The organism is Hominibacterium faecale (assembly GCF_020734085.1).
Lineage (GTDB): Bacteria > Bacillota > Clostridia > Peptostreptococcales > Anaerovoracaceae > Hominibacterium > Hominibacterium faecale.
On record NZ_JAJAGH010000001.1, the window covers coordinates 225,837 to 246,716 of the forward strand.

General features: G+C 48.7%; 20 protein-coding genes and 1 tRNA gene. 15 read left to right on the forward strand and 6 right to left on the reverse strand.

Annotated features, from left to right (window positions below):
* Positions 1-3: 3 nt before the first annotated feature.
* Together thrS and LG211_RS01020 are read left to right on the forward strand one after the other, a co-directional pair.
* On the forward strand, positions 4-1,749 hold the full coding sequence (thrS, locus tag LG211_RS01015) for a threonine--tRNA ligase (RefSeq protein WP_332108584.1): 1,746 nt from the start codon (positions 4-6) through the stop codon (positions 1,747-1,749).
* The gene (locus tag LG211_RS01020) at positions 1,742-2,017 is read left to right on the forward strand and encodes a putative signal transducing protein (RefSeq protein ID WP_148395520.1); all 276 of its coding nucleotides are present in this window, start codon (positions 1,742-1,744) and stop codon (positions 2,015-2,017) included. The genes thrS and LG211_RS01020 overlap by 8 nt, the downstream gene beginning before the upstream one ends.
* A gap of 230 nt (positions 2,018-2,247) precedes the next feature.
* Here the strand turns inward: LG211_RS01020 and LG211_RS01025 are convergent, their stop codons facing one another.
* From LG211_RS01025 to LG211_RS01040, 4 genes are read right to left on the reverse strand one after another with little or no spacing between them, the layout of a single operon-like run.
* A complete protein-coding gene (locus tag LG211_RS01025) occupies positions 2,248-3,411 on the reverse strand; it encodes a BaiN/RdsA family NAD(P)/FAD-dependent oxidoreductase (protein ID WP_269476884.1) in 1,164 nt (387 codons plus the stop codon).
* Positions 3,412-3,420: 9 nt separating this feature from the next.
* Positions 3,421-5,505 carry a hypothetical protein gene (locus tag LG211_RS01030; RefSeq protein WP_269476885.1) on the reverse strand — a complete coding sequence of 695 codons (2,085 nt, stop codon included), beginning with the start codon at positions 5,503-5,505 and terminating at the stop codon, positions 3,421-3,423.
* A complete protein-coding gene (locus LG211_RS01035; RefSeq protein WP_148395523.1) occupies positions 5,486-6,376 on the reverse strand; it encodes an ABC transporter ATP-binding protein in 891 nt (296 codons plus the stop codon). Before LG211_RS01035 ends, LG211_RS01030 begins: the two co-directional genes overlap by 20 nt.
* The gene (locus tag LG211_RS01040) at positions 6,373-6,756 is read right to left on the reverse strand and encodes a GntR family transcriptional regulator (RefSeq protein WP_148395524.1); all 384 of its coding nucleotides are present in this window, start codon (positions 6,754-6,756) and stop codon (positions 6,373-6,375) included. The genes LG211_RS01035 and LG211_RS01040 overlap by 4 nt, the downstream gene beginning before the upstream one ends.
* A gap of 146 nt (positions 6,757-6,902) precedes the next feature.
* Here LG211_RS01040 and sppA point away from each other — a divergent pair, with 146 nt between their 5' ends.
* The 5 genes from sppA to LG211_RS01065 all read left to right on the forward strand — a co-directional run bounded on the left by sppA (position 6,903) and on the right by LG211_RS01065 (position 13,139).
* Positions 6,903-8,156 (forward strand): signal peptide peptidase SppA, encoded by a 1,254-nt coding sequence (gene sppA / locus LG211_RS01045; RefSeq protein ID WP_269476886.1) that lies wholly within the window; start codon positions 6,903-6,905, stop codon positions 8,154-8,156.
* Between the two features lie 136 nt (positions 8,157-8,292).
* Entirely contained in the window at positions 8,293-8,967 is a 675-nt protein-coding gene (locus LG211_RS01050) for a response regulator transcription factor (protein ID WP_269476887.1), read from the forward strand.
* Positions 8,960-9,982 carry a sensor histidine kinase gene (locus LG211_RS01055; RefSeq protein WP_269476888.1) on the forward strand — a complete coding sequence of 341 codons (1,023 nt, stop codon included), beginning with the start codon at positions 8,960-8,962 and terminating at the stop codon, positions 9,980-9,982. The genes LG211_RS01050 and LG211_RS01055 overlap by 8 nt, the downstream gene beginning before the upstream one ends.
* Positions 9,983-10,070: 88 nt before the next feature.
* The gene (locus tag LG211_RS01060) at positions 10,071-10,739 is read left to right on the forward strand and encodes an ABC transporter ATP-binding protein (RefSeq protein ID WP_148395528.1); all 669 of its coding nucleotides are present in this window, start codon (positions 10,071-10,073) and stop codon (positions 10,737-10,739) included.
* 9 nt (positions 10,740-10,748) lie between these two features.
* A complete protein-coding gene (locus LG211_RS01065) occupies positions 10,749-13,139 on the forward strand; it encodes an ABC transporter permease (RefSeq protein ID WP_269476889.1) in 2,391 nt (796 codons plus the stop codon).
* 152 nt (positions 13,140-13,291) lie between these two features.
* Here the strand turns inward: LG211_RS01065 and LG211_RS01070 are convergent, their stop codons facing one another.
* Positions 13,292-13,780 (reverse strand): DUF2284 domain-containing protein, encoded by a 489-nt coding sequence (locus tag LG211_RS01070; RefSeq protein WP_269476890.1) that lies wholly within the window; start codon positions 13,778-13,780, stop codon positions 13,292-13,294.
* A 153-nt stretch (positions 13,781-13,933) separates the two neighbouring features.
* On the opposite strand from LG211_RS01070, the gene LG211_RS01075 reads away from it, so the two are divergent.
* A tRNA-Arg gene (locus LG211_RS01075) sits at positions 13,934-14,009 on the forward strand.
* 107 nt (positions 14,010-14,116) lie between these two features.
* Here LG211_RS01075 and LG211_RS01080 read toward each other — a convergent pair.
* Positions 14,117-14,473: a helix-turn-helix domain-containing protein gene (locus LG211_RS01080; protein WP_227754797.1), complete on the reverse strand. Its 357-nt coding sequence runs from the start codon at positions 14,471-14,473 to the stop codon at positions 14,117-14,119.
* Positions 14,474-14,691: 218 nt separating this feature from the next.
* On the opposite strand from LG211_RS01080, the gene LG211_RS01085 reads away from it, so the two are divergent.
* The 7 genes from LG211_RS01085 to LG211_RS01115 all read left to right on the forward strand — a co-directional run bounded on the left by LG211_RS01085 (position 14,692) and on the right by LG211_RS01115 (position 20,860).
* On the forward strand, positions 14,692-15,540 hold the full coding sequence (locus tag LG211_RS01085; RefSeq protein ID WP_148395531.1) for a tyrosine-type recombinase/integrase: 849 nt from the start codon (positions 14,692-14,694) through the stop codon (positions 15,538-15,540).
* 534 nt (positions 15,541-16,074) lie between these two features.
* Positions 16,075-16,764 carry a signal peptidase I gene (locus LG211_RS01090; protein WP_227754796.1) on the forward strand — a complete coding sequence of 230 codons (690 nt, stop codon included), beginning with the start codon at positions 16,075-16,077 and terminating at the stop codon, positions 16,762-16,764.
* A gap of 174 nt (positions 16,765-16,938) precedes the next feature.
* Complete coding sequence (locus tag LG211_RS01095; RefSeq protein WP_269476891.1) at positions 16,939-17,829, forward strand: hypothetical protein; 891 nt, start codon at positions 16,939-16,941, stop codon at positions 17,827-17,829.
* A gap of 158 nt (positions 17,830-17,987) precedes the next feature.
* Positions 17,988-18,950, forward strand: coding sequence for a hypothetical protein (locus LG211_RS01100; RefSeq protein ID WP_269476892.1), 963 nt, complete (start codon positions 17,988-17,990; stop codon positions 18,948-18,950).
* A 106-nt stretch (positions 18,951-19,056) separates the two neighbouring features.
* The gene (locus LG211_RS01105) at positions 19,057-19,503 is read left to right on the forward strand and encodes a signal peptidase I (RefSeq protein WP_269476893.1); all 447 of its coding nucleotides are present in this window, start codon (positions 19,057-19,059) and stop codon (positions 19,501-19,503) included.
* Positions 19,504-19,521: 18 nt separating this feature from the next.
* The gene (locus LG211_RS01110; RefSeq protein WP_148395536.1) at positions 19,522-20,091 is read left to right on the forward strand and encodes a hypothetical protein; all 570 of its coding nucleotides are present in this window, start codon (positions 19,522-19,524) and stop codon (positions 20,089-20,091) included.
* A 13-nt stretch (positions 20,092-20,104) separates the two neighbouring features.
* On the forward strand, positions 20,105-20,860 hold the full coding sequence (locus tag LG211_RS01115) for a hypothetical protein (RefSeq protein ID WP_227754791.1): 756 nt from the start codon (positions 20,105-20,107) through the stop codon (positions 20,858-20,860).
* Positions 20,861-20,880 lie beyond the last annotated feature (20 nt).

Consider the following 20,880-nt stretch of genomic DNA (forward strand, 5'->3'; position numbering starts at 1 on the left):
AAGATGGCGAAAGAAAAGATGAATTTTGAAGATGAACAGATGAGGCTGCGTTACAGGCATACCACGTCCCACATTCTGGCGCAGGCAGTAAAAAAGCTGTGGCCCGAAGCCAAGCTGGCAATCGGTCCTGCCATTGAAAACGGATTTTATTATGACTTTGATCTGGAACACAAATTTACCGATCAGGATCTGATGAAACTCCAAAAAGAAATGAAAAAGATCATTCAGGCCAACTATCCGCTGGAACGCTTCGAGCTTCCGCGGGAGGAAGCCATTTCCAAGATGAAGGAGCTGAATGAAGATTATAAAGTAGAGTTGATTGAGGACCTGCCGGAGGATGAAGTGATTTCCTTCTACAAGCAGGGAGACTTCGTCGATCTGTGCGCAGGACCCCATATGGAAAAGACCGGCCAGATCAAGGCGGTAAAGCTGCAGAGCGTAGCAGGGGCCTACTGGCGGGGCGACGAAAACCGCAAGATGCTCCAGAGAATTTACGGAACCTGTTTCCCTTCCCAGGCCGAGCTGGATGAATATTTAAAGAAGCTGGAAGAAGCCAAAAAGCGGGATCACCGCAAGATCGGAAAAGAAATGGACCTCTTTGCCCTCTATGAAGAGGGACCAGGTTTCCCATTCTTCATGCCCAACGGTATGATCATCCGCAATGAGCTGGAGAACTTCTGGAGACAGGAGCACCGAAAGAGAGGATATCAGGAGATTAAAACACCGCTGATCTTGAATGAACAGCTTTGGCATACTTCCGGACACTGGGACCACTATCAGGAGAATATGTACTTCACCAAGATTGACGATGCCGATTATGCCATCAAACCCATGAACTGTCCGGGAGCAATGCTGGTCTACAAGCGCAGGATGTACTCTTACCGGGATTTCCCCATCCGCATGGGCGAACTGGGCCAGGTGCACAGGCACGAGCTGTCAGGCGCTCTCCACGGCCTGATGCGGGTAAGAACCTTTACCCAGGACGATGCCCATATCTTCATGCTGCCAGACCAGATTACCGATGAGATCATGGGTGTCATTGACTTTATCGATTATGTTTACAGCCTCTTTGGTTTCAAATATCATGTAGAGTTATCAACCAAACCAGAAGATTCCATGGGATCGGAAGAAGAATGGGATCGGGCTACCAATGCCCTCAGAGAGGCCATGGAAAAGAAGGGCATGGATTATATTGTAAACGAAGGCGACGGCGCTTTCTACGGTCCAAAGCTGGACTTCCATCTGGAAGACTCTCTGGGGAGAACCTGGCAGTGCGGAACCATTCAGCTGGACTTCCAGATGCCCCAGCGCTTTGACCTGACCTATATCGGCCCGGATGGAGAAAAGCACAGACCGATCATGATTCACCGGGTAATCTTCGGTTCCATCGAGCGGTTTATCGGCATTTTGACAGAACACTTTGCCGGCAAATTCCCCCTGTGGCTGGCGCCGGTGCAGGTAAAACTGCTGACGGTAACCGAAAAATTTAACGACTATGCGCTGGAAGTGGGAGCCGAACTGGAAGAAGCCGGACTGCGCGCTGCAGTAGATGTTAGAAACGAAAAGATCGGCTACAAAATTCGAGAAGCAAGAAACGAACGTACTCCGTATATCTGCATCATCGGCGAGCGGGAAGCCGAAGCAGGAACTCTGACTGTACGGTCCAGCAAAGCAGGCGAGCTGGGAGAAATGCGAGTGGACCAACTGAAGGCCAAATTACTCAAAGAAATTGAGGATAAGGATGTTTAGCAACTACGATAAAAAAGAACCGTGGAGGGACGGGGTCTATCTTTGTACTGCGGACAGCAGTTTTCAAGCCGACCTATTGGAATCCAAGCTGCGCAGCGAAGGCATCCCCTGTGTCAAAAAGTATCAGGGTGCCAGCAATTTTCTTGAAATTGCCATGGGCGGCAACAGTGCGTATCCCATCGATATCTACGTGCCGGAGGAAACTTTGGAAGAAGCGAGAGCTGTCATTATTCCGGTGCCTATCGAGGATGATTTTGAAGAAAAATAGAGATGGATGTTAGCAGCTGCCAGCTGGAGGCTGCTCCTGGGCCGGTTCCCGGGAATGATCGCTGGAAAGAGTGTTTATGGCTGCCAGCGATAAAATGGGAAAAGTCGTTTCGAGGCCTTACAAACTTATGCGACAAAGGGGCTGATCACATCACTGGATGCGATCAGCCCCTTTCCTTTATGTTCACAACACACACTTACAACAAAAAACACAACACACACGATATTAAATCACAACACACACATTGCGGCCCCGTAACCGCTGGAAAAAGCGAACTGCAAATTGTAGCCGCCGGTATCCCCATCAATGTCCAGCACTTCCCCGATGAGAAACAGTCCGGGATATTGTTTGCTTTCAAAAGTTTTTGTATCCACTTCTGTCAGGCTGACACCGCCGCTGGTGGCCATAGCCGATCCGAACCCGGATGTACCGCTGATGGAAAAGAGATCCTCCCTCAGCAGAGCAGTCACCCGGCGCAGCTGGGAAATTGGCAACGAAGCCGCCCTGGCCGCCGGATCGGCCCCTGCCCTGAAAAGGAGAACTTCTGCAAAGCGCTTGGGAATTTGGAAACTATCTGCGATAAACGTGCCGGCTTTCCTGCGATCCCCGGACGCATCCGGCAGATCTGCCCGGGGAAGATAGCTGATTTTCAGCCTGCCTCCCGGCCGGACATAACGGGATAAATTGAGTACTGCCGGCCCGGAAAAGCTGTTGTGGGTAAACAGCAGGCCGCCTGTCAGGCTGTGATCATCGATCCTTACGATCGCTTGCGCAAAGGAAATGCCCGCAAGATCGCTGTAAGGATACTGCTGTACCGTCACTGGCACCAGCGCTGGTTTGGGCTTGATTATGCTCAGGCCCAGCCCCTGCAAAAGAGGGAGCATGCTGCCGTCCGACCCGGTCGCCGGATAAGAGCAGCCCCCGGAGGCCACGATAACCTGCTTGGCCCGCAAATGGCCGTTGATGAGAAACGTTCCATCATTCTCCGCGGCCAGAGATGTCACGGGACAACTCGTCCGCAGACTCCAGCCCTTTTCCCTTGCCTGGGCCAAAAGCAGATCCAGCACCTGCGCTGCATCCATAGACTTGGGAAAAATTTTTCCGTCCTCCCGCTCGACAAGCGCCAGTCCCCGGTCCGCAAAAAACTTCATCAAGGATAAATTGCTGGCTTTGTAAAGGGCAGGACGGATTTTTGTGCCGCCCGGACCATAGTGGCCGATAAAGTCTTTGATGCTGCCGCCGTGGGTAAGATTACATTGGCCGCTTCCTGAAAGAAGCAGCTTCTGTCCGGGTGATTGGGTTCTTTCAAGAATAAGCCCTCTGCCCGCCGGGCTGAAAGCGGCAAAGTAGAGACCGGCCGCTCCGCCGCCTATTATAATCCGATCATATACCATAATATTCCCCTAGTTTATCAATTCCTTCAGAAAGGAAGGCGCGCTTTCCAAGCTGTAATAAAAGGTGACTTCTTCGCCGTCAAAGACCGTATTCTTCTTAAAGGTGATCTCACAAATAAAGATGTCCGGATTCACCTCGCAAGTATCCAAAACCGTTTGAATCTGCTTTGGATCTTTTAAAACTGCTGCCTTTTTAAAGTAAGATGAATATTTGGGCTCTAACATAGATAATTCCTCCAATGCCTTTTTCCGTTTGGACGGATCGCATACATACACTTGAATTTCCTTTACATCATCTGCAGTCGGCTGCAGGGAGCGCAGCGACTTATGCTCATCCAGCCACTTCAATGTGCGGGTATCGGTGTCCAGCAGATTGAGATTGACCCCATCAACCGTATAGCCATTGCCCGGTACCAAGGTCTTGAAGGTGAGACAGACGCTGGCACAGGGGCGCTTTTTATCCAACTGTTCTTCATAGGTGCGATCAAGAAAATCCGCATCTAAGCATTTTAAAAAGGACTTGCGCTCATGTTCGTTAATCTGGATATCCTCATAGCTAAAAGAAGAATAGACGCTCAGCTCACCCTTGTTCAGCCGTTTTAGATTGCTTGCCAGATACAAATTTTTATATTCGCTGGATTCATAGATTTTTTTATAGGAAGCATTGCTGCAGAAGAACGATTCATCTACTAGATAGCTTCGCTGTAAATCCACTCCGTCTTTGTAATAATGAACTCCAAAGACCAGCCCGTCTTCTGCGGTCGGCATTTTTTGCGAATAAGCGGAAAGAATGTCCCGGTGCAGGGCGGCGATCGCCTGAATGTTTCCAGGCGTTTGATAAATTTCCTGTGCTGTTTTGCGGCCTCCTTTAAAGTAAGAGGGATCAAAACGGGGATCGCTTTCCCGAAGAGAAGCATCGTCCACCGCAACCTTGGAGACCAAAGCAGTATCGGGAATACGATTTTCATACCCAGTCCAATCAAAAATCAAAACGCACAAAAAGAGGATGGCGACTGCTGCGTAAGCGGCAAAGGCTTTTAATGCGGCAAGATCGAAAATGTGCAGCGACTTTTTTACCACCATTCGGCTGATGAGAAATGCTACCAGACCGCCGCCGGCAAATCCGGCATAGGTGATCCATTTGGCACTCTGGCTGGAGAATAGAACCAATCCGGCCAGCGTCATACCAAAGAAGGTCAGCAGAAAACAGGCTGCTGTGTCCATCCCCCTGAAAACAAATGCTTTCTGGGTTCGCTCCAATTTACGCTTTTGATAGAAGAGGGATGAAAGGCTAAGCAAAATCAGACTGCCGGCCAGGTAAACCATGATCAACGGCGTCGACGGGGTTACAACCGATGGGTTTGTCAAACCAGTAAACGGTGAAAGACTGGTGATCAAAGCTTGCATGCTATCTCCCGTAACGTAACCGAAGAGAAATGCGCTGAAATAATAGGTCAACATGGTCATAAAAGTCGTAGCTAGAAAATTAAACCCGATCGCCGTAAAAAACTGAATGATGCCGCTTCCGCTGAGCACTGCGGCAAAAACAGAAATGGCATACACACATAGGACTGTCAGCAGTGTCTGACCGATCCAGCACAAAACCAAATGGTGGGAGAACACGTTCATATGGGATAAAATAGCGCTTTCATTTATGCTGCCCAATTCCTGCATATACGAAGTGGTTTTGGAAAAATACACAGGCTTGGCCAAAAAAAGCAGGACTATTCCGGTCAATATGACAGGAAGCGTGCTGAACAAAAGACCGGAAAGCACATTGGTATTGAACAGCCGATTCCTGGTAAATGGAAGCGCATGCATGATTGTTGCCGAACTGCGGCTGTACAAATAGCGGAATACCAAACTAGCGGCAATAACCGGCACCAACAGGCTGAGTGCTGCGTAAAACGGATAGGCCTGATTCAGCAGCGGATTTATAAAGCCTGCAAGACGGCCTTCATGTTTATAGTTAGCCAGAATCGGGACAATACCAGCTACTAGATAGGCTAGAAACGCAACTACCGGCAGTGCCCAGAACCTGCGGAAATTTTCTTTAATCATAGGTGCGGATAAGCTAAAATAAGATGTCTTCATTTTCTGCGCCTCCCAGTTCATAAATAAAAATTTCTTCCAGTGTGAGGGGCAGCATGTCAAAAATAGCCGGGTGGGTGGACCGAATCTGACTTTCTACCTTTTCTTTTTTCTCTCGGACAATGAGCAAATCCACGGAGCCGCGCCTTTCCTGATGCAGGATGTTAAGGCCTTGGTATGGATTCTCCATTGGCTGGCGGTAAGCAATCTGAATCTTATGCACGTCGGACTTTAGGTCATCCAAATCACGCTCAATGACCATGGAGCCAGCTGATAAAATACCGATACAGTCACAAACGCCCTCCATTTCCCTAAGATTATGAGACGAAACTAGTACAGTCATTTCTCTGTCTGCCACATCATCCATGACTAACTGCCAGACCAGCTTGCGCACAATCGGATCCAGACCGTCAATGGGTTCATCCAAAATCAAATAATCCGGATGAGCTGCCATGACCAGCGCAAAGGCAGCCTGCTTCTGCATGCCCTTGGAAAATTGAGACAGTTTCCTGCGCAAATCCAGTTTAAAGCGCATAATGGTAGCGTCGAACTGGCTCTGATCCCAGGTCGGATAGAGACCGCGGAAAAAGTTGGCCAGATCGGTCAAATTATAGCAAGATAAAAAATAAAGATCATCGGGAATATATCCTACTCTTTCCTTAATGGCCAGATTGTCGTAAACAGGCTGTCCGGCAATGGTGATTCGTCCGCTGTCGGGCCGCAGCACTCCGGTAATATGTTTAATAATTGTTGTTTTTCCTGCTCCATTGGTTCCAACAAGTCCATAAATGGAACCCTTTTTTATCGTTATGTCTAAATTTTTTAAAGCCTGAAAACTATCAAAACTTTTATTGACCTTTTCGACCTTGATCATTTCCAGCCCTCCTTCTCATTCAATACTTCTTCAAAGAGACGTCGAATTTCTGGCGGGGTGACACCCAGATAAAAGAGCTCTGCGACTTCATTGCGGATCCGATCCATGACTTCAGCCACTTTCTTGGGATCAGCGTTGGCATTCGCCTGGTCAGCGGCAAATGTACCCAGCCCGGATGAAGTATAGACATAGCCCTGCCGTTCCAGTTCCCGGTATGCCTTTTGAACGGTGTTTGGATTCACAGTCAGCATTCGGGACAGCTCCCGAACAGAAGGCAATTTTTCTCCGCTCTTCAAAACGCCGGAAATAATCATCTCTTTTAAGTTGTCAACCACCTGCTCGTAAATGGATTTACGGCTTTTTAGGTCCAGTTGAAACATACGGCAAGAACCCCCATTCTTTTAGTATATTAAGTGTACTATCTCGCATAGTACACTGTCAAGAGGAATCTTTACGAGCCGCTGAAAAAATGGTATAGTAAACACATCAGAAAAGCGGCTGCGCCGCAGAGAAAGGGGAAACATACATGAATGGAAGCAAAAAACCCGTGATCAGCGCCCCCGATAGCAATGGGGTCCGCTATTATCAAATGGGGCAGCAGGTCTCTGAGCCCGCGCCGCCATCCGGTGAAACAGGCAGCCAGCCGCAAGAGGAAGAGACGGCACTTCCAGTTTTTGAAGAAGGCGGGGAACTTGATCAGGCGGCAGATGGGAATATAAAACCAGGGGAGGAAGCAGGTTCCGGAGGAGCGGGCGGATCTGGAATTCCGCCGGAGGCATGCAGCGGTGGACCTGGGGGACCCGGGGGCCGGAAAAAATCGCTGAAAAAGCCGCTGATCATCTTTGGCTGTATTCTGCTGGCCATGGTCCTTTTGGGCGTGTCCTGCAGCCGGATGGAGCGAAATTCCGACAGCCAGTACGCCAAGATCAGCGATGACCATATCAGCGTGCTGCATATTAACGGAACTATCAGCGGCGAAAGCAGCGATTCACTGTACAGTGAGAACACCTATAATCATCAGTGGGTTCTCAATCGGCTGGACGACGCAATCGGCAATCCCAACAATAAAGGGCTGATTCTTTATGTCAATACGCCGGGCGGTGGAGTTTACGAAACGGATGAGATTTATCTCAAAGTAAAAGAATATCAACAGACAGGAAGGCCAGTTTATTCAGCAATGGGGTCCATGGCGGCTTCCGGAGGCTACTATCTTTCCGCGCCTGCAGACAAGATTATTGCCAACCGCAACTGTTGGACCGGCTCTATCGGTGTGACCATCGGCACACTTTTCGACGTTTCTGAGTTTTTGCAGAAATATGGGATCAAAACGGTAACCATCACATCGGGAAAAAACAAGGCCATGGGGAGTTATGTCGATCCAATGACAAAGGAACAAAAAGAAATTTTTCAATCTCTGGTTGACGAAGCTTATGAGCAGTTTGTAGGAATTGTTGCCGAGGGAAGGCATATGGACGTAAGTCAGGTGAAAAAACTGGCTGACGGCAGAATTTACACGGCAAAACAGGCGTTGTCCAACGGGCTCATTGATCAGATCGGAACGCTGGATGAAGCTGTTTCCGACATAAAGACCCAGTATGGCCTTGAAGAATGTGAAGTTTACAATATGAAATACGAAAACACAAGTCTGCTGGGCGGGCTTTTGGGACAGATAAAGGAGCTGAACAAAGGCGGAAGCAAGGGCGATGTGGCAGCATTACTGGAGCTGATGAGCGATCAGGGCGAGGTGCCCATCAGCTATATGTCGGAGCTTCGCAAATAAGGTGATTGGTCTGACGGGGGCGCGGCGCAAGCGGCCCCCGTTTTTAGAAGCGTGCCTGGCCGGGAGTCTTGTGCAAATAGCCAGGGGTTCTGGCGGGGTATGGATGAACGTTACCACAACCACGGAGGAAAAAACTATGAACCGAATTTTAATAATCGAGGATGATCCCACTCTCAATGAAGGAATTGCCATGACCCTGGAGGGACCGGACGTTCATCTGCAGCGGGCGGAAACCCTCAAACAAGCCAGAGAAATCATAAAGGCGCAGCTGCCGGATTTGATTCTCCTGGATGTGAACCTGCCCGACGGCAATGGATTTGAATTTTGTAAAGAACTCAGGCGGCAGACGGACCTGCCGATTATTTTTCTCACGGCCAACGATATGGAGCTGGACATCGTCCGCGGACTGGAGCTGGGCGGAGATGATTATATTACCAAGCCTTTCAGCCTGATGATCCTGCGGGCCAGGGTCAACTCCGTGCTGCGGCGCCGAGGAGATAAGCAGACTGCGGAGCAGAGTGCTCTTTTCCGCAGCGGCGGCCTGAATTTGGATTTTTACAATATGAATTTTTCAAGAGACGGACAACCGGTCATCCTCAGCAGGACGGAACAAAAATTGCTCAAGCTGCTGGTGGTCAACCAGGGACAGGTTTTATCCAAAGAACTGCTTTTGGATCGGGTATGGGGGACCGAATATGTGGACGACCATGCGCTGACAGTGACCATAAAGCGGCTGCGGGACAAGCTGGGCACCAGGCAGATCAAAAGCATCTATGGGATCGGATACAGATGGGAGCAAGAAGATGAATGAACAAAGGCAAATCAGTAATAAATGGTTTTATAAGGTTTATGGAATTTATGGCGCTGTTTTCATTTTAATCTGCGCAGGGCTCACAGCAGTTTGTTTCCTGGACATCTACATTCGGTTTATCGTACCCGCCGCTCTGGCGCTCCTGGCCTTGACGGCGGTTTTGTTTGTGCTGCATCTCAAACAAGGTGTGCTGTTGATTTTTGATCAATGCAATAAACTTCTGGATCAGGCGATTGCCGGCAGCCCGCTGCCCATGGTCAATGAAGAAACCGAACTTGCGGCCTTTGCGGTTAAGCTGGCAAGATTTGTGGCTATGCGGGATAAAGCCTTCCAAGATGCTAAAGTACAGAAAAACCAAATTGAAACGCTGCTGGCGGATATTTCCCATCAAACGAAAACACCCATCGCCAACATTCTCCTTTATAGCCAGCTGATTGCGGAAAGATCCCTTGAAAACCGAGAGCTGATTGAAAAGCTGGCCAGTCAGTCAGAAAAACTGCAGTTTTTAATCCGCAGGCTGGTGGAAATGTCCCGATTGGAAAACGGCATTATACGATGTGACGTCAGGGAGGGGCAGCTGCGCGATTTTCTCCTTCAGGTTATCGGCGACTATTATGATAAGGCGCAAGGGAAAAATCAGGAGATTCTGCTGGAATGTCCCCAGGATGCCGCCGCTGTTTTTGACAGCAAGTGGCTCAGGGAAGCGGTGGGAAATATTGTTGATAACGGGATTAAGTATACTCCCATTGGAGGCAGCATCAAGCTTTCGGTAACCATCTACGAAATGTTTGCAAGGATTGATATTTCCGATACGGGACGGGGTATCACGGAAGAGGACATTCCTAAGATCTTTGAAAGATTCTACCGGGGCGCGGACGCCGCCGCTGACGAAGGTCTGGGCCTGGGACTCTATCTTGCCCGGGAAATGATAAGCGCCCAGAGGGGATATATAAAAGTGAGCTCTGAGCCGGAAAAAGGCAGCTGCTTCAGCGTTTTTATTCCGGCCTTTGCCTGAAAAATATCAAAACTGTTACTTTTCCGAGAGAGTCTGGTTACTATTATCCATTAGACTATAGCCATAATAAACGAGGAGGGGCAAAAAGATGTCTGTATTAAAAACAGTAAACTTAAAAAAATATTATGGCAAGGGAGCAAGCCTTGTAAAAGCGCTGGACGGCGTGAATCTGGAAGTGAAGCAGGGAGAATTTGTAGCCATCGTGGGAACATCCGGAAGCGGCAAGAGTACGCTGCTGCACATGATGGGCGGACTGGATCGGGCCACGGAAGGGAAGGTATACATCAATGATCACGATATTTTTTCCATGAAAGATGATGAACTGACTATTTTCAGAAGAAGGAATATCGGGTTTGTGTTTCAGAACTATAACCTGGTGCCGATTTTAAATGTATATGAAAACATTGTGCTGCCCATGGAACTGGATGGACACAGAGCAGAGCGGGGATATGTGGACCATATCATACACATTCTGGGCCTGACGGAAAAAAAGACCCAGATGCCCAATCAGCTTTCCGGCGGACAGCAGCAGAGAGTGGCGATCGCGCGGGCCCTGGCGACAAAGCCGGCGATCATCCTCGCCGATGAGCCGACGGGAAACCTGGACAGTGCCACAAGCCAGGATGTGATCAGTCTGCTCAAGACCACCAGCCGCGAGTTCGAACAGACCATGGTGATGATTACCCATAATGAAGAAATCGCCCAGACGGCTGACCGCATCGTTCGCATTGAAGACGGAAAGATCGTCAGAAGGTAGGTGGCCGGCATGTATGAGACGCAAAATAAAAAGGTGATCAACCGTCTGGCTAAATCCGACCTGAAATCGAAAAAGATGGGAAATCTCTTCACCATGATTACCATCGTTATCGCCGCCAGCTTGCTGCTGGTAATGGGCTTGTTTCCCGGAACCGTAAAACTGGATCTGCAGCGCCAGCTGGAATACGCCCAGGATGTCATGTACATGGGTGTAACCAAAGATCAGATCAAAAATCTGCAAAAGGACGACCGGTTTTCCTATATGACCTATGATAAGATGGGCGAACGCATGGAAATGGATGACTATATTATTTCCCATGTATATTTTGACGGCGCTTCAACGAAAATCAAAACAACAGAACTGACAGAAGGAAAACTGCCGGAAAAAAAGAACGAGGTTTTAGTATCGAAAGGCTACATGAAAAAAATTGGAAAGAAGGCCGAAGTGGGGACAAAGATTGAGGTGCCGCTCCTTTCCGGTAAAACAGAAGTGTGTGTTGTTTCAGGCTTTACCAAAGACGTAAAGAATACAAATATTTATCAGATCCGCCATTCCAGGGCTTATGCGGAAAAGGGGAGTACCTTAAAGGATGTAAACTACGACGTGCTGGCAAAGGTGGCAGGCGCCAAGTCCATGACCCAGGATCAATTTTTAAACGTGATTCGGGATGCGGCAAAGAAGGCGGAGATTCCCAGAAGCCAGGTGAATGAAAATAACCATTTTGTTGGTACCCTGCCAGCCGGTAAGTTCGATCCGGAAATGGTGACCATTGCCATTGTGGGAATCATTATCCTGGCAGCCGGAATTATGGTTATCTACAGTATCTTCTATATCTCCGTAACCGGCAAGACAAGGCAGTATGGACAGCTGCGGACACTGGGCATGACCAGAAAGCAAATCCGAAAGCTTGTCAGGCGGGAAGGCTTTATCCTGGCCCTGCGGTCTCTGCCCATCGGATTGGCGCTGGGAGGAATCTTCTCTTATGCCGCCAGACCGGGAGGCTTTTCGCTGACCAATACGGTGGTAATGGCATTGATCGTTATAGCCATTATTCTGATAACCGTTTTGCTATCGGTCCTCAAGCCGGCGAAAATGGCGTCCATGATATCACCCATCGAGGCTGCCAACTACTCGGCTTACCAGGGAGAAGGTGGGAAAGCGCAGACGAAAAAACTGCAGAGAAAAATCACCCCCTTTACCCTGGCCAAAATGAATAGCGCCAGAAACCGCAAAAAGACTTTTGTAACCATGCTTTCACTGGGCATTGGAGGCATACTCTTTATCGGCGCCGTTACCTTTGCCGTGTCTATGGATAAAGAAAAATTTGTGCGCCAGGGGCCGTTTGAGGCCGGAGAATTTGTGATCGAGATCTCCGGCAATGCTTCGGAAACCGCCAAGCATGGTGAAATGGAAATCAAGCTGCAAAAGCCCTTCAGCGATCAGCTTTATGATCAGGTGAACGACATTCCGGGCGTTAAGAAGATTCACTCTTTTCCGGGCGCGGAGATTGAATACGATTATCAGGATCAAAGCAAGGCTGCTGATACCGTGTCGTTGTTTACAAGAGACGAAGTACCTGAGATCAAAAAATGCCTTGAGTCCGGCGCTTTGGATTATGATGATATGTTGAAAAATGATAAGATTCTCATTCGCGGCAATGACCAGGCAGAAGAGATTTTCGGCTGGAGATTTGAAATCGGGGATGAGGTAACACTTCACTATTGGGATGGCAAAGAGAAGACCAAGACCTACCAGGTGGCAGGGACGATCGATAATTATAAAGATGGCTTTTTAAACGGCTGGTTCCTGCTCCCCGATGAAGAGGTGGAAAGGCAGGTTCCTGGGGTGGATCTGACTGATACGTGGATTGTTTCGACAGACCCGGAGTCTACAAACAAGGTGGAGGCTTCTCTGGACCGGCTGATGGAACAGAATCCAAACCTGATCATGACGGCGCTGAGAACCCACAGGGTTGAATATGAGGCCAGCGCCAACCAGATGATCTTGGCTATCCTCGTTATGGTACTCTTTATCGTACTGTTCAGCATGATCAATCTTATCAATACGTTGATTACCAATTTCATGTCCCAGCGAACCGAACTGGCTATGCTTCAGTCCATCGGTATGACAAGAGGGCAGATCAAAACGCTGGTAATAGGAGAAGGCTTGGTGCTGGCTGTGGGCAACGTGATCATTTCCCTGCTCTTCGGATCTCTTTTGGGCTACGGTGTCTGCAGGCTGTTCGGGTACATGGGCGTTGATTATATGGTTTACCAATTTCCTTTGGCATATAGTTTGATTTACATTGGGGTCGTGGTACTGGTTCCATGCCTGATTGCGCTCTTTATGATCCGAAAGTTCAAGGGGCAGAGTCTGGTAGAACGGCTGCGAGAAATATAGCAATGATCGTCACCCTCAGCGTGTCGCTTTTCAACCACCAGCTCGTGGATGGTGAAAAGAGTATACGATGCGAGTCCTGTTGAGCATCTTATACCTTGCAACCTGTGTACTTTCAGGGTTCGCTGAGGGCTGGCGTATTCCATAGGAATTCCCTATTCAAATAGGACCAGACCGAAATACCGTCCGTCCGCGCCCTTTTCGGTTACCACGTCGATTTCATAGCCATTGGCCCGTACAGTTGCGAAAACATCGATGCCGCAGCCTTCCATCGAAGGAATTGTTTTTTTAGGAAAGCGGCATCTGTTCAAGGAACAGGTGCTGCAGAGCATGCAGGGGCCGGAGCCGAACGCAATGGTTTTATAATAACCGTCTAAAAAGAGTTCTCGGGATAAAGCAACGGCAGCCTGCTTGATATCTCCAAGGCGCGAGGTAAAGAGAATGCCTTTGTTAAATGCATCCAGCATCTTCTGCGTGCGGTCATAGTCCGGCGTATAAGGCGGACAGCACAGGTTGGTGCCGTAGCAATCACATCCATATTGGCAGCGGTAGCGCGTCCAGGCCGCAGTTTTTACAGTCCTGGCGTCGATGACTTTCGCCTCATCCATCCCCAGACGGCTCAGTAGATCAAAATACTTTTTCAATGGTATCCTCCTTGGGTAATCGGTTGTCTTTGAGGTAAAGTATATAGAACCATAAGAAAATTTGCAAGCTGCACAAAATTTTTAGTGTACATTTGGCTTGTTTTTGTGTATAATAATCTACAGTGCAGATTATTCATATAGTCTGCTGAACAGGCTCCCGTAGCTCAGGGGATAGAGCGTCGGTTTCCGAAGCCGTGCGTCGCACGTTCGATTCGTGTCGGGAGCACCACGTAAAAACCCGCCATAACGCAGTGTTTCAAGCGTTTGGCGGGTTTTTTGCTTTTGATGAATGAGAAAGGGTCCGCCCGGCACGCTTAAACAGTGCCAAGCTAACTTTTATTTCTCCCCTTTACCAGGACCAATTAGAATACGAATCATAGCATGACAGTGGGCAGCGAGCTCTTCTTTTTCATCGTCAGCAAGCGCTGATGCTGCATCACTTAATTGGAATAAAGACAGTAGAAACGCGAGTTCATTTTCTCCGTAGGGATTAGAGAGCAGTGCCAGCGGATCCGTATTAAGTCCGTCAGCGACTACTTCAACTGTATCAATTCTTGAGCTGCTGTTTCCTTTCAGTATGTCCTGCAACGTAGTCCGTGAGATGCCAATTTCATTTGAAAACTCAGCCAGCGTCTTGTTGCTGTTTTTATAAGCGATCTTCACACTGTTGGAAAAATTATCTTGCAATGTCATGTTATCCCTCCCTTCAATCTTATGGTAAGGGGATTCGACAAAATACGATAGAACAAAGTACCGGTATAACATACCAATATACCGGCCAAAGGACAATCCTGTTGAGAAAACGGTCAAATTGTTGAAATTGCAGACGCCGTAGGGCCGAAAGCGAACAAAAAACGGTTAAGGAATCTGTTACGAAGCCATAATAATATTAACGAAATGGGGTGATAAAAATGAAGGAAATGATAGGCCATGAGCAGTTGAAAGAGTATGTGGTTTTTTTAGAGGAAGAAGAGCGAAGCTCGTCAACAATCGAAAAATATACCAGAGATATCCGCGCTTTTCTGCTCTTTACTGGTGGGCAGGAAATTACAAAGAATTTGGTTATTTCCTACAAGGAAAAGCTGAAAGCAGCGTATGCACCGGCAAGTATTAACTCAATGTTAGTCGCAATCAATGGATTTTTGCAATACTTAAAGCTGCAGGAATGCTGTGTCAAACAACTGAAAATTCAGAAGCGGATTTTTCAGGACGAGCAAAAAGAACTGACAAAAGCAGAATATATGAGGCTGCTCAAAACAGCGGAAAACAGAAGAAATGAGCGGCTTTTTCTGCTGCTGCAAACCATCTGCGCTACCGGAATCCGGGTTGGAGAACTAAAGTTTGTCACAGCAGAAGCGATTGAACAGGGAAAAGCGGCTGTAGATAATAAAGGAAAGAACCGTATCGTTTTTCTCCCGGGAAAGCTCTGTAAGGCACTGAAAAAATACAGAAAGAAACGGGGAATTACCACAGGGAGTATCTTTGTTACCAGAACGGGAAAACCACTGGATCGAAGCAATATCTGGAAAGAAATGAAAGGATTGTGCGAAGAGGCAGGGGTTTCGGTGAAAAAGGTGTTTCCCCACAATCTGCGCCACCTTTTTGCGCGCTGCTACTACGCCATGCACAGAGACATCGCCAGATTAGCCGATATCCTGGGGCATAGCAGCATAGATACGACCCGCGTCTATATGGTATCTACAGGTAGTGAACACCGTTCACAAATTGAACAATTAAAACTTGCCTGTATGAACCCGTGACCCAACCAAAAAACCACATAATCGAAATTATGTGGCGGTACTCTTAAAGCCCAGACAGAATTAAGTAGTTTTAGTATAAAACCATCCTATACATTTGTCAATGGCTCGCCGTAAAAATCGCTTTAAACGTGTAAAGTTCTTAGTTTCTATCAGGGAAAATCCAATCATATCCATCAATTTCTTATTTATGTAATTATTTATTTTTTCGATTAAAAGTGATGTCGGTACCGGTTACCACATAATTTCGATTATGTGGTAACCCGAAACGGAGCGTATCAAAATCTTGCCTGCGTAAAGGCGGCTGAGAATAGATATCGACCTCATTTTATGCGATAAGACAGCGCAAATTAATCACTACGAGGGAAACAGCGGGGAAGCTAAGCAGAATACCGCTGTTTTCTTGATTTTATCGTATATTTGGTAAGGACAGGAAACCCGTACATCGTATACTTCCAATAAAAAAGAGCGGCGGTTTTCAGGCTTTGGATCGCCTGATTGGGACAATGTGAAAAAGAAGGGACTGATTTTAGCTTTATGTCTACGAACAAACAGCGGCAAGTACCAGCGAAGGGTACAAGGCATCGTGCGCTTACGGTGGTCGGTGTTGTGCTGTGCATTATTCTGATACCTGTGCTTGCGATCAACATTACACTAATTGTCAAAAGCTACATCCATGATGAAGAGGTGCCGAGCGTGGGCGGATATCTGCCCATGATCGTAATGACGGACTCCATGTATCCGCAGATCCACAGCGGCGACCTGATTATCTGCCGCACGACAGATGCGCAGACCGTGAAAAAAGGCGACGTGATCGCCTTCTTCGATCCGGCGGGAAACGGCAGCAGCGTAGTCACGCACCGGGTAGTCAAGGTTGTGAAAAAGGATGGAGCGCTGTCCTTCCGAACCCGGGGCGATGCCAACAATACGGCTGATGCAGAGCTGGTTCCCGCAGAAAACCTGGTGGGCACCTATGTGAAACGGATCCCCGGGGCCGGAAACGCGGCGATGTTTTTACAAACTGTACCGGGACTCATCGTTTGCGTGATTTTGCCTCTGATTCTGCTGATTGGATACGACTTTATCCGCCGCAGGAGATATGAAAAGAAAAAAGCGCAGGATACCGATGCACTGCTGGCGGAGCTGCAGGCGCTGAGAGAAGAAAAAAGCAGTCCGCCTCCTGGGAAATCCGGCCCTGAGAACAGGGCATCCGGCAGGAAGAGCTGACCATTTACTGTCATGTCTGTCCCCATGCCACGATGGAGATTGAATGGAATAAAAGCCGCGTTTTATGGTATAAGAAATTATATGTTTTATCAGCGGCGCATTACCGGGCGGCTGTGCGCAAAAATTGCTGCACAGGGCGCGGATCAAAAAGATGAAGGAAAGGAGTAATATGCAATGAAAAAGAACAAAGCAATGCGGCTGGCATCCTGTCTGCTGGTGCTCACTCTGCTGACGGCCTGCATGATCAGCGGGACGTTTGCCAAATATGTGTCCGGCGACACGACCAGCGATACGGCCAAGGTCGCCAAGTGGGGTGTAACTGCCCAGGCCAGCGGTTCGCTGTTTGGAAAGGCCTATAACAGCAATACAGCAGTAACTGACGGAGATGAGATTGCTGCCACTTCCACAAACGTCTCCGGCACAGACAATGTAGTAGCCCCAGGCACGAAAAACACCAAGGGCCTGATCCTGAGCATTTCCGGCACACCGGAAGTAGCCAATACGGTCGCTGCCGCGGTACCCAAAGACAAGACCAATAGTGACATTTTTCTGAAAGAGGGTACTTATGGGGTGATGGCGGAAGCGAACGGCGTAACAGCGGCTAATGTGACTGACTATTATGTTGAAAGTAGTGGCACATATACAAAAGCAACTAATGGTTCCTTTAATGCGGACACAACTTATTATAAACTGGTTGATGAAGCTGCAGTCGTAAATGACTATTATCCTATTAACTGGAAAGTTACACCGAAAACAGGAAATGCAGTTGAAAATATCAAGAAGGGAACCGAGCTTTTGACATCAATTAAAACCGTATTTGGTTCGACATCTAATAATGCAGGCGTAGCTCTGGATAATAGCTGCACCATCACCTGGGAATGGCCGATTGGTACTGATGCTGCTAACAACGATGCCGCCGATACAATTCTCGGCCATCTTATGAATACAAATAGTAAGGTGGTTAAGCAGGATGCAGGTGCTGTAACCTATCAGGCAGTGGCTGATGCTGACTACAGCACAAAGCTGGCCTTCAACGTCGAGCTGTCTGTAACCCAGATCGACTAACGTTTTCAAAGGAAGCTTTTATACATAAGGAACTCCGCCGGCCTGCCGTGGCCGGTCCGGCAGAGTTCTCTTTTGCTTTTTCGAAAATCCGCAAAACCAGGGGTTTTCGAAAAAGTAAAAGTCTGGCCAGAGAATAAAGAAAAGGGAGGTAGCTGTCGATGAAACGACAATCCGGCGCTGAGCTGCGAACTCAGGAAAAGAAAAACAAGCGCAGAGGATTCATGATCGTAATCGCACTGCTGATCATTTCTCTGTTGTCCAGTGCGGCGGCTTTGGCTGACCGTCTGGCTGACCACATCCCGGCGGAGCGGGAGACAATCGCGCTCACAAATTCAGACGGCTCCAAAAACGTGACCGATATGGAGCTTTTGCGCATATCCGGCAAAAACGGTGAAAGGCAAATCGTGGCTGCGGGAGAAAACGGTGAAGAACTCATCGCTCCCGGCATGATAAAAGACCATACCTTTCAAATAAGAAACGTGGAAGACATTTCAATGGACTATACCGTGACCGCAGAGCCAAAGATAGAGCCGGCCACAACGGAGGTTCCCCTGGAAATCCGATTGAGGACGCAAGACGGAGACTACCTGATCGGCGGTCCCGATCAATGGGTTTCCTTAAAGGAGATAAATGAGGCGGAAGGAAAAACCACCCTGGATGTGAACCAGGCGGACGAATACACACTGCAATGGCGGTGGCCCTTTGATTCCGGCGACGACACTTACGATACCCAATTGGGAAATACGGCACTGAAACAAGAGCTTATTCTGTCCGTCAGGCTTAAGACCGTCGCCACGCCCACGCCGGATCCGCTGCCGCCGACAGAACCGACAGAGACGATCCCCCAGCAGCCAACAACACCAGTACCGGATGAAAGCAGCCAGCCGGAGCAGGACAAAAACCCTGCGCAGACAGAGAAAGACCGTCAGAAAATCAGCTCTGGCGGCGGAACGGATGCGACTCAAGAAAAAGGCAAAGGAGGCCCGGCAAAGACCGGCGACCGCAGTTACCTGCCATATATCCTTCTGGCAGCGGCTGCCCTCCTGGTAATTGTGCTGGTCCTGATCAAACGGGACAAAAAGAAGGAGGAGACAAATTCTGAAGGCCAAAAGAAATCATAAACGAATCGGGATCGGGAGGCTCTGCCTGCTGGCAGTCGCCGCCCTGATCATCGGTTTGAACGTATATTATTTTAACGCGCACCGTCTGGCGGGAAACTCCCTGCCGATGCCTTTCGGGTACGGAGCGGCAGTCGTATTGTCAGGAAGCATGGAGCCTGCCCTCTCCACCGATGACCTGATTTTTGTCCGTAAGACCGGCGACCTGAAAGCAGGGAACATCATTGTGTATCAGGATCGGGCCCAGCTGGTGGTTCACAGGATCATCGCTCTGGATGAGAATACCGTACGAACCAAAGGCGATGCCAACCAGGCAGCCGACCCGCCAGTTGACCGGTCGCAGGTCAAAGGTACGGTGATTGGACATATACCCTGGGCAGGACGACTTGTCAGCGCACTGCAGACTCCGGCGGCGATTTTTGGAATTCTCATTGCCGCAATCGCGCTCATCGAATGGTCCTATCGCCGGGAGAAAGCCTGCGCAGATCAGCAGCAGCAGCGCATCCGAAATGAAATCGAACGTTTAAAGCAGGAAAAGGACAGAGATCAGAAATAAGGAAAGGAGACCGCCGGCATGGAACAGAGGCAGAACAAGCAAAAAAATATGGCATGGAAAACGGCCGCTGTTTTGTTTTGCCTGTGTTTGATTTCCTTGTGGGCGCTTTCCGGGACCCTGGCCAAATATGTCAGCTCCGATACTGCCGGAGAAAAAGCCCGTGCGGCCTCGGTTGTCTTTCATGTGAAAGATCAAGATGGCGTGAAGAGTCTGGATCTGACCAGCGAGTTAGCCCTTGCCGGCCTGCAGCCGGGACAGAAGAAAACGCTGCCATTTTCAGTTGTCAATTACGAAGGCTCTGCAATCAGCGAAACAGCCATGGAATACACGATTTCCATTGAGACAACAGGAAACCTGCCTTTAACGTATTCCTTACAGGCAGATTCTGGCGGACTTGATTCTCCAGCGGCCTCGCCATCCGAAAAAGCCACCTGGAGCGGCGGCAAGCTGCCGGCAGCTGCAAAAGAAACCCATTCCTATACGCTGACGGTTCAATGGCCGTCTGATAAAAACAGTGCTGAGTATAGCGCCGAGATCGACTCGGTATATCTGAACGTAGAGGCCGTGCAGAAAACGCCCGGGGCATGAAAAGAGGTGCAGCGTGAAAAAATGCTTTAAAATACAAGACAAACTGAAACGACCACTTCTCATTTGCCTGGCCGCGATCCTCGTTCTGGCCGGTATTGCGGGAGCCAGATACGTGTTGACCTGGGACAGCGGCTCCCAGCTGGCAGGTGCGGCAGACTTCTATTTCACCAGCGATTTACTGGAAGAGGTAAAGACAGGGGAAAAGGCGCCGATCCGGTATATTGACCCTCAGACGGGAAGCTTTACCATTGAACTGCACAATTTTGCGGATTCAAAGCGGATCACGGAGAAAGACATTACATACGAGGTCACGGTAACCGGTGGAACAGTAAATGATCCACAAACAGGCAAACTGATAGGGAGCCAGAAAACTACAAATTCCATCACCATTACACCTGATTCAGGAAAGGATCGGGTGGAGGTGACAGCTGCCAGTACGGCACCTTACAAAAAAGAACTGAAAGCAAGCTTCCAATTGACCGGGGGCAATCAATATCAGGTGGATGATACAGCAGGCAGCACGGCTGCGGTATTAACGATGACCTGCACAAAAGAAGGAACGCAGGCAATTACGTTGAAACTTCCCGAAAATGTTGTTCCCGATGCCACCGACAGCCGGGTAACAAAGCCAGGGGACAGCTATCAGTTCACGGTAACAGAAAAAGGTGTTTTTTCACTGGTACTGCTGAAAAAGGAAACGAAGCAAAACTTAAAAAAAGAACTGGTACCCTTTGAGAATGAAATTGATATGACAGCGAAGGCAACCTGATCTTATGGATGAGGCGGAGG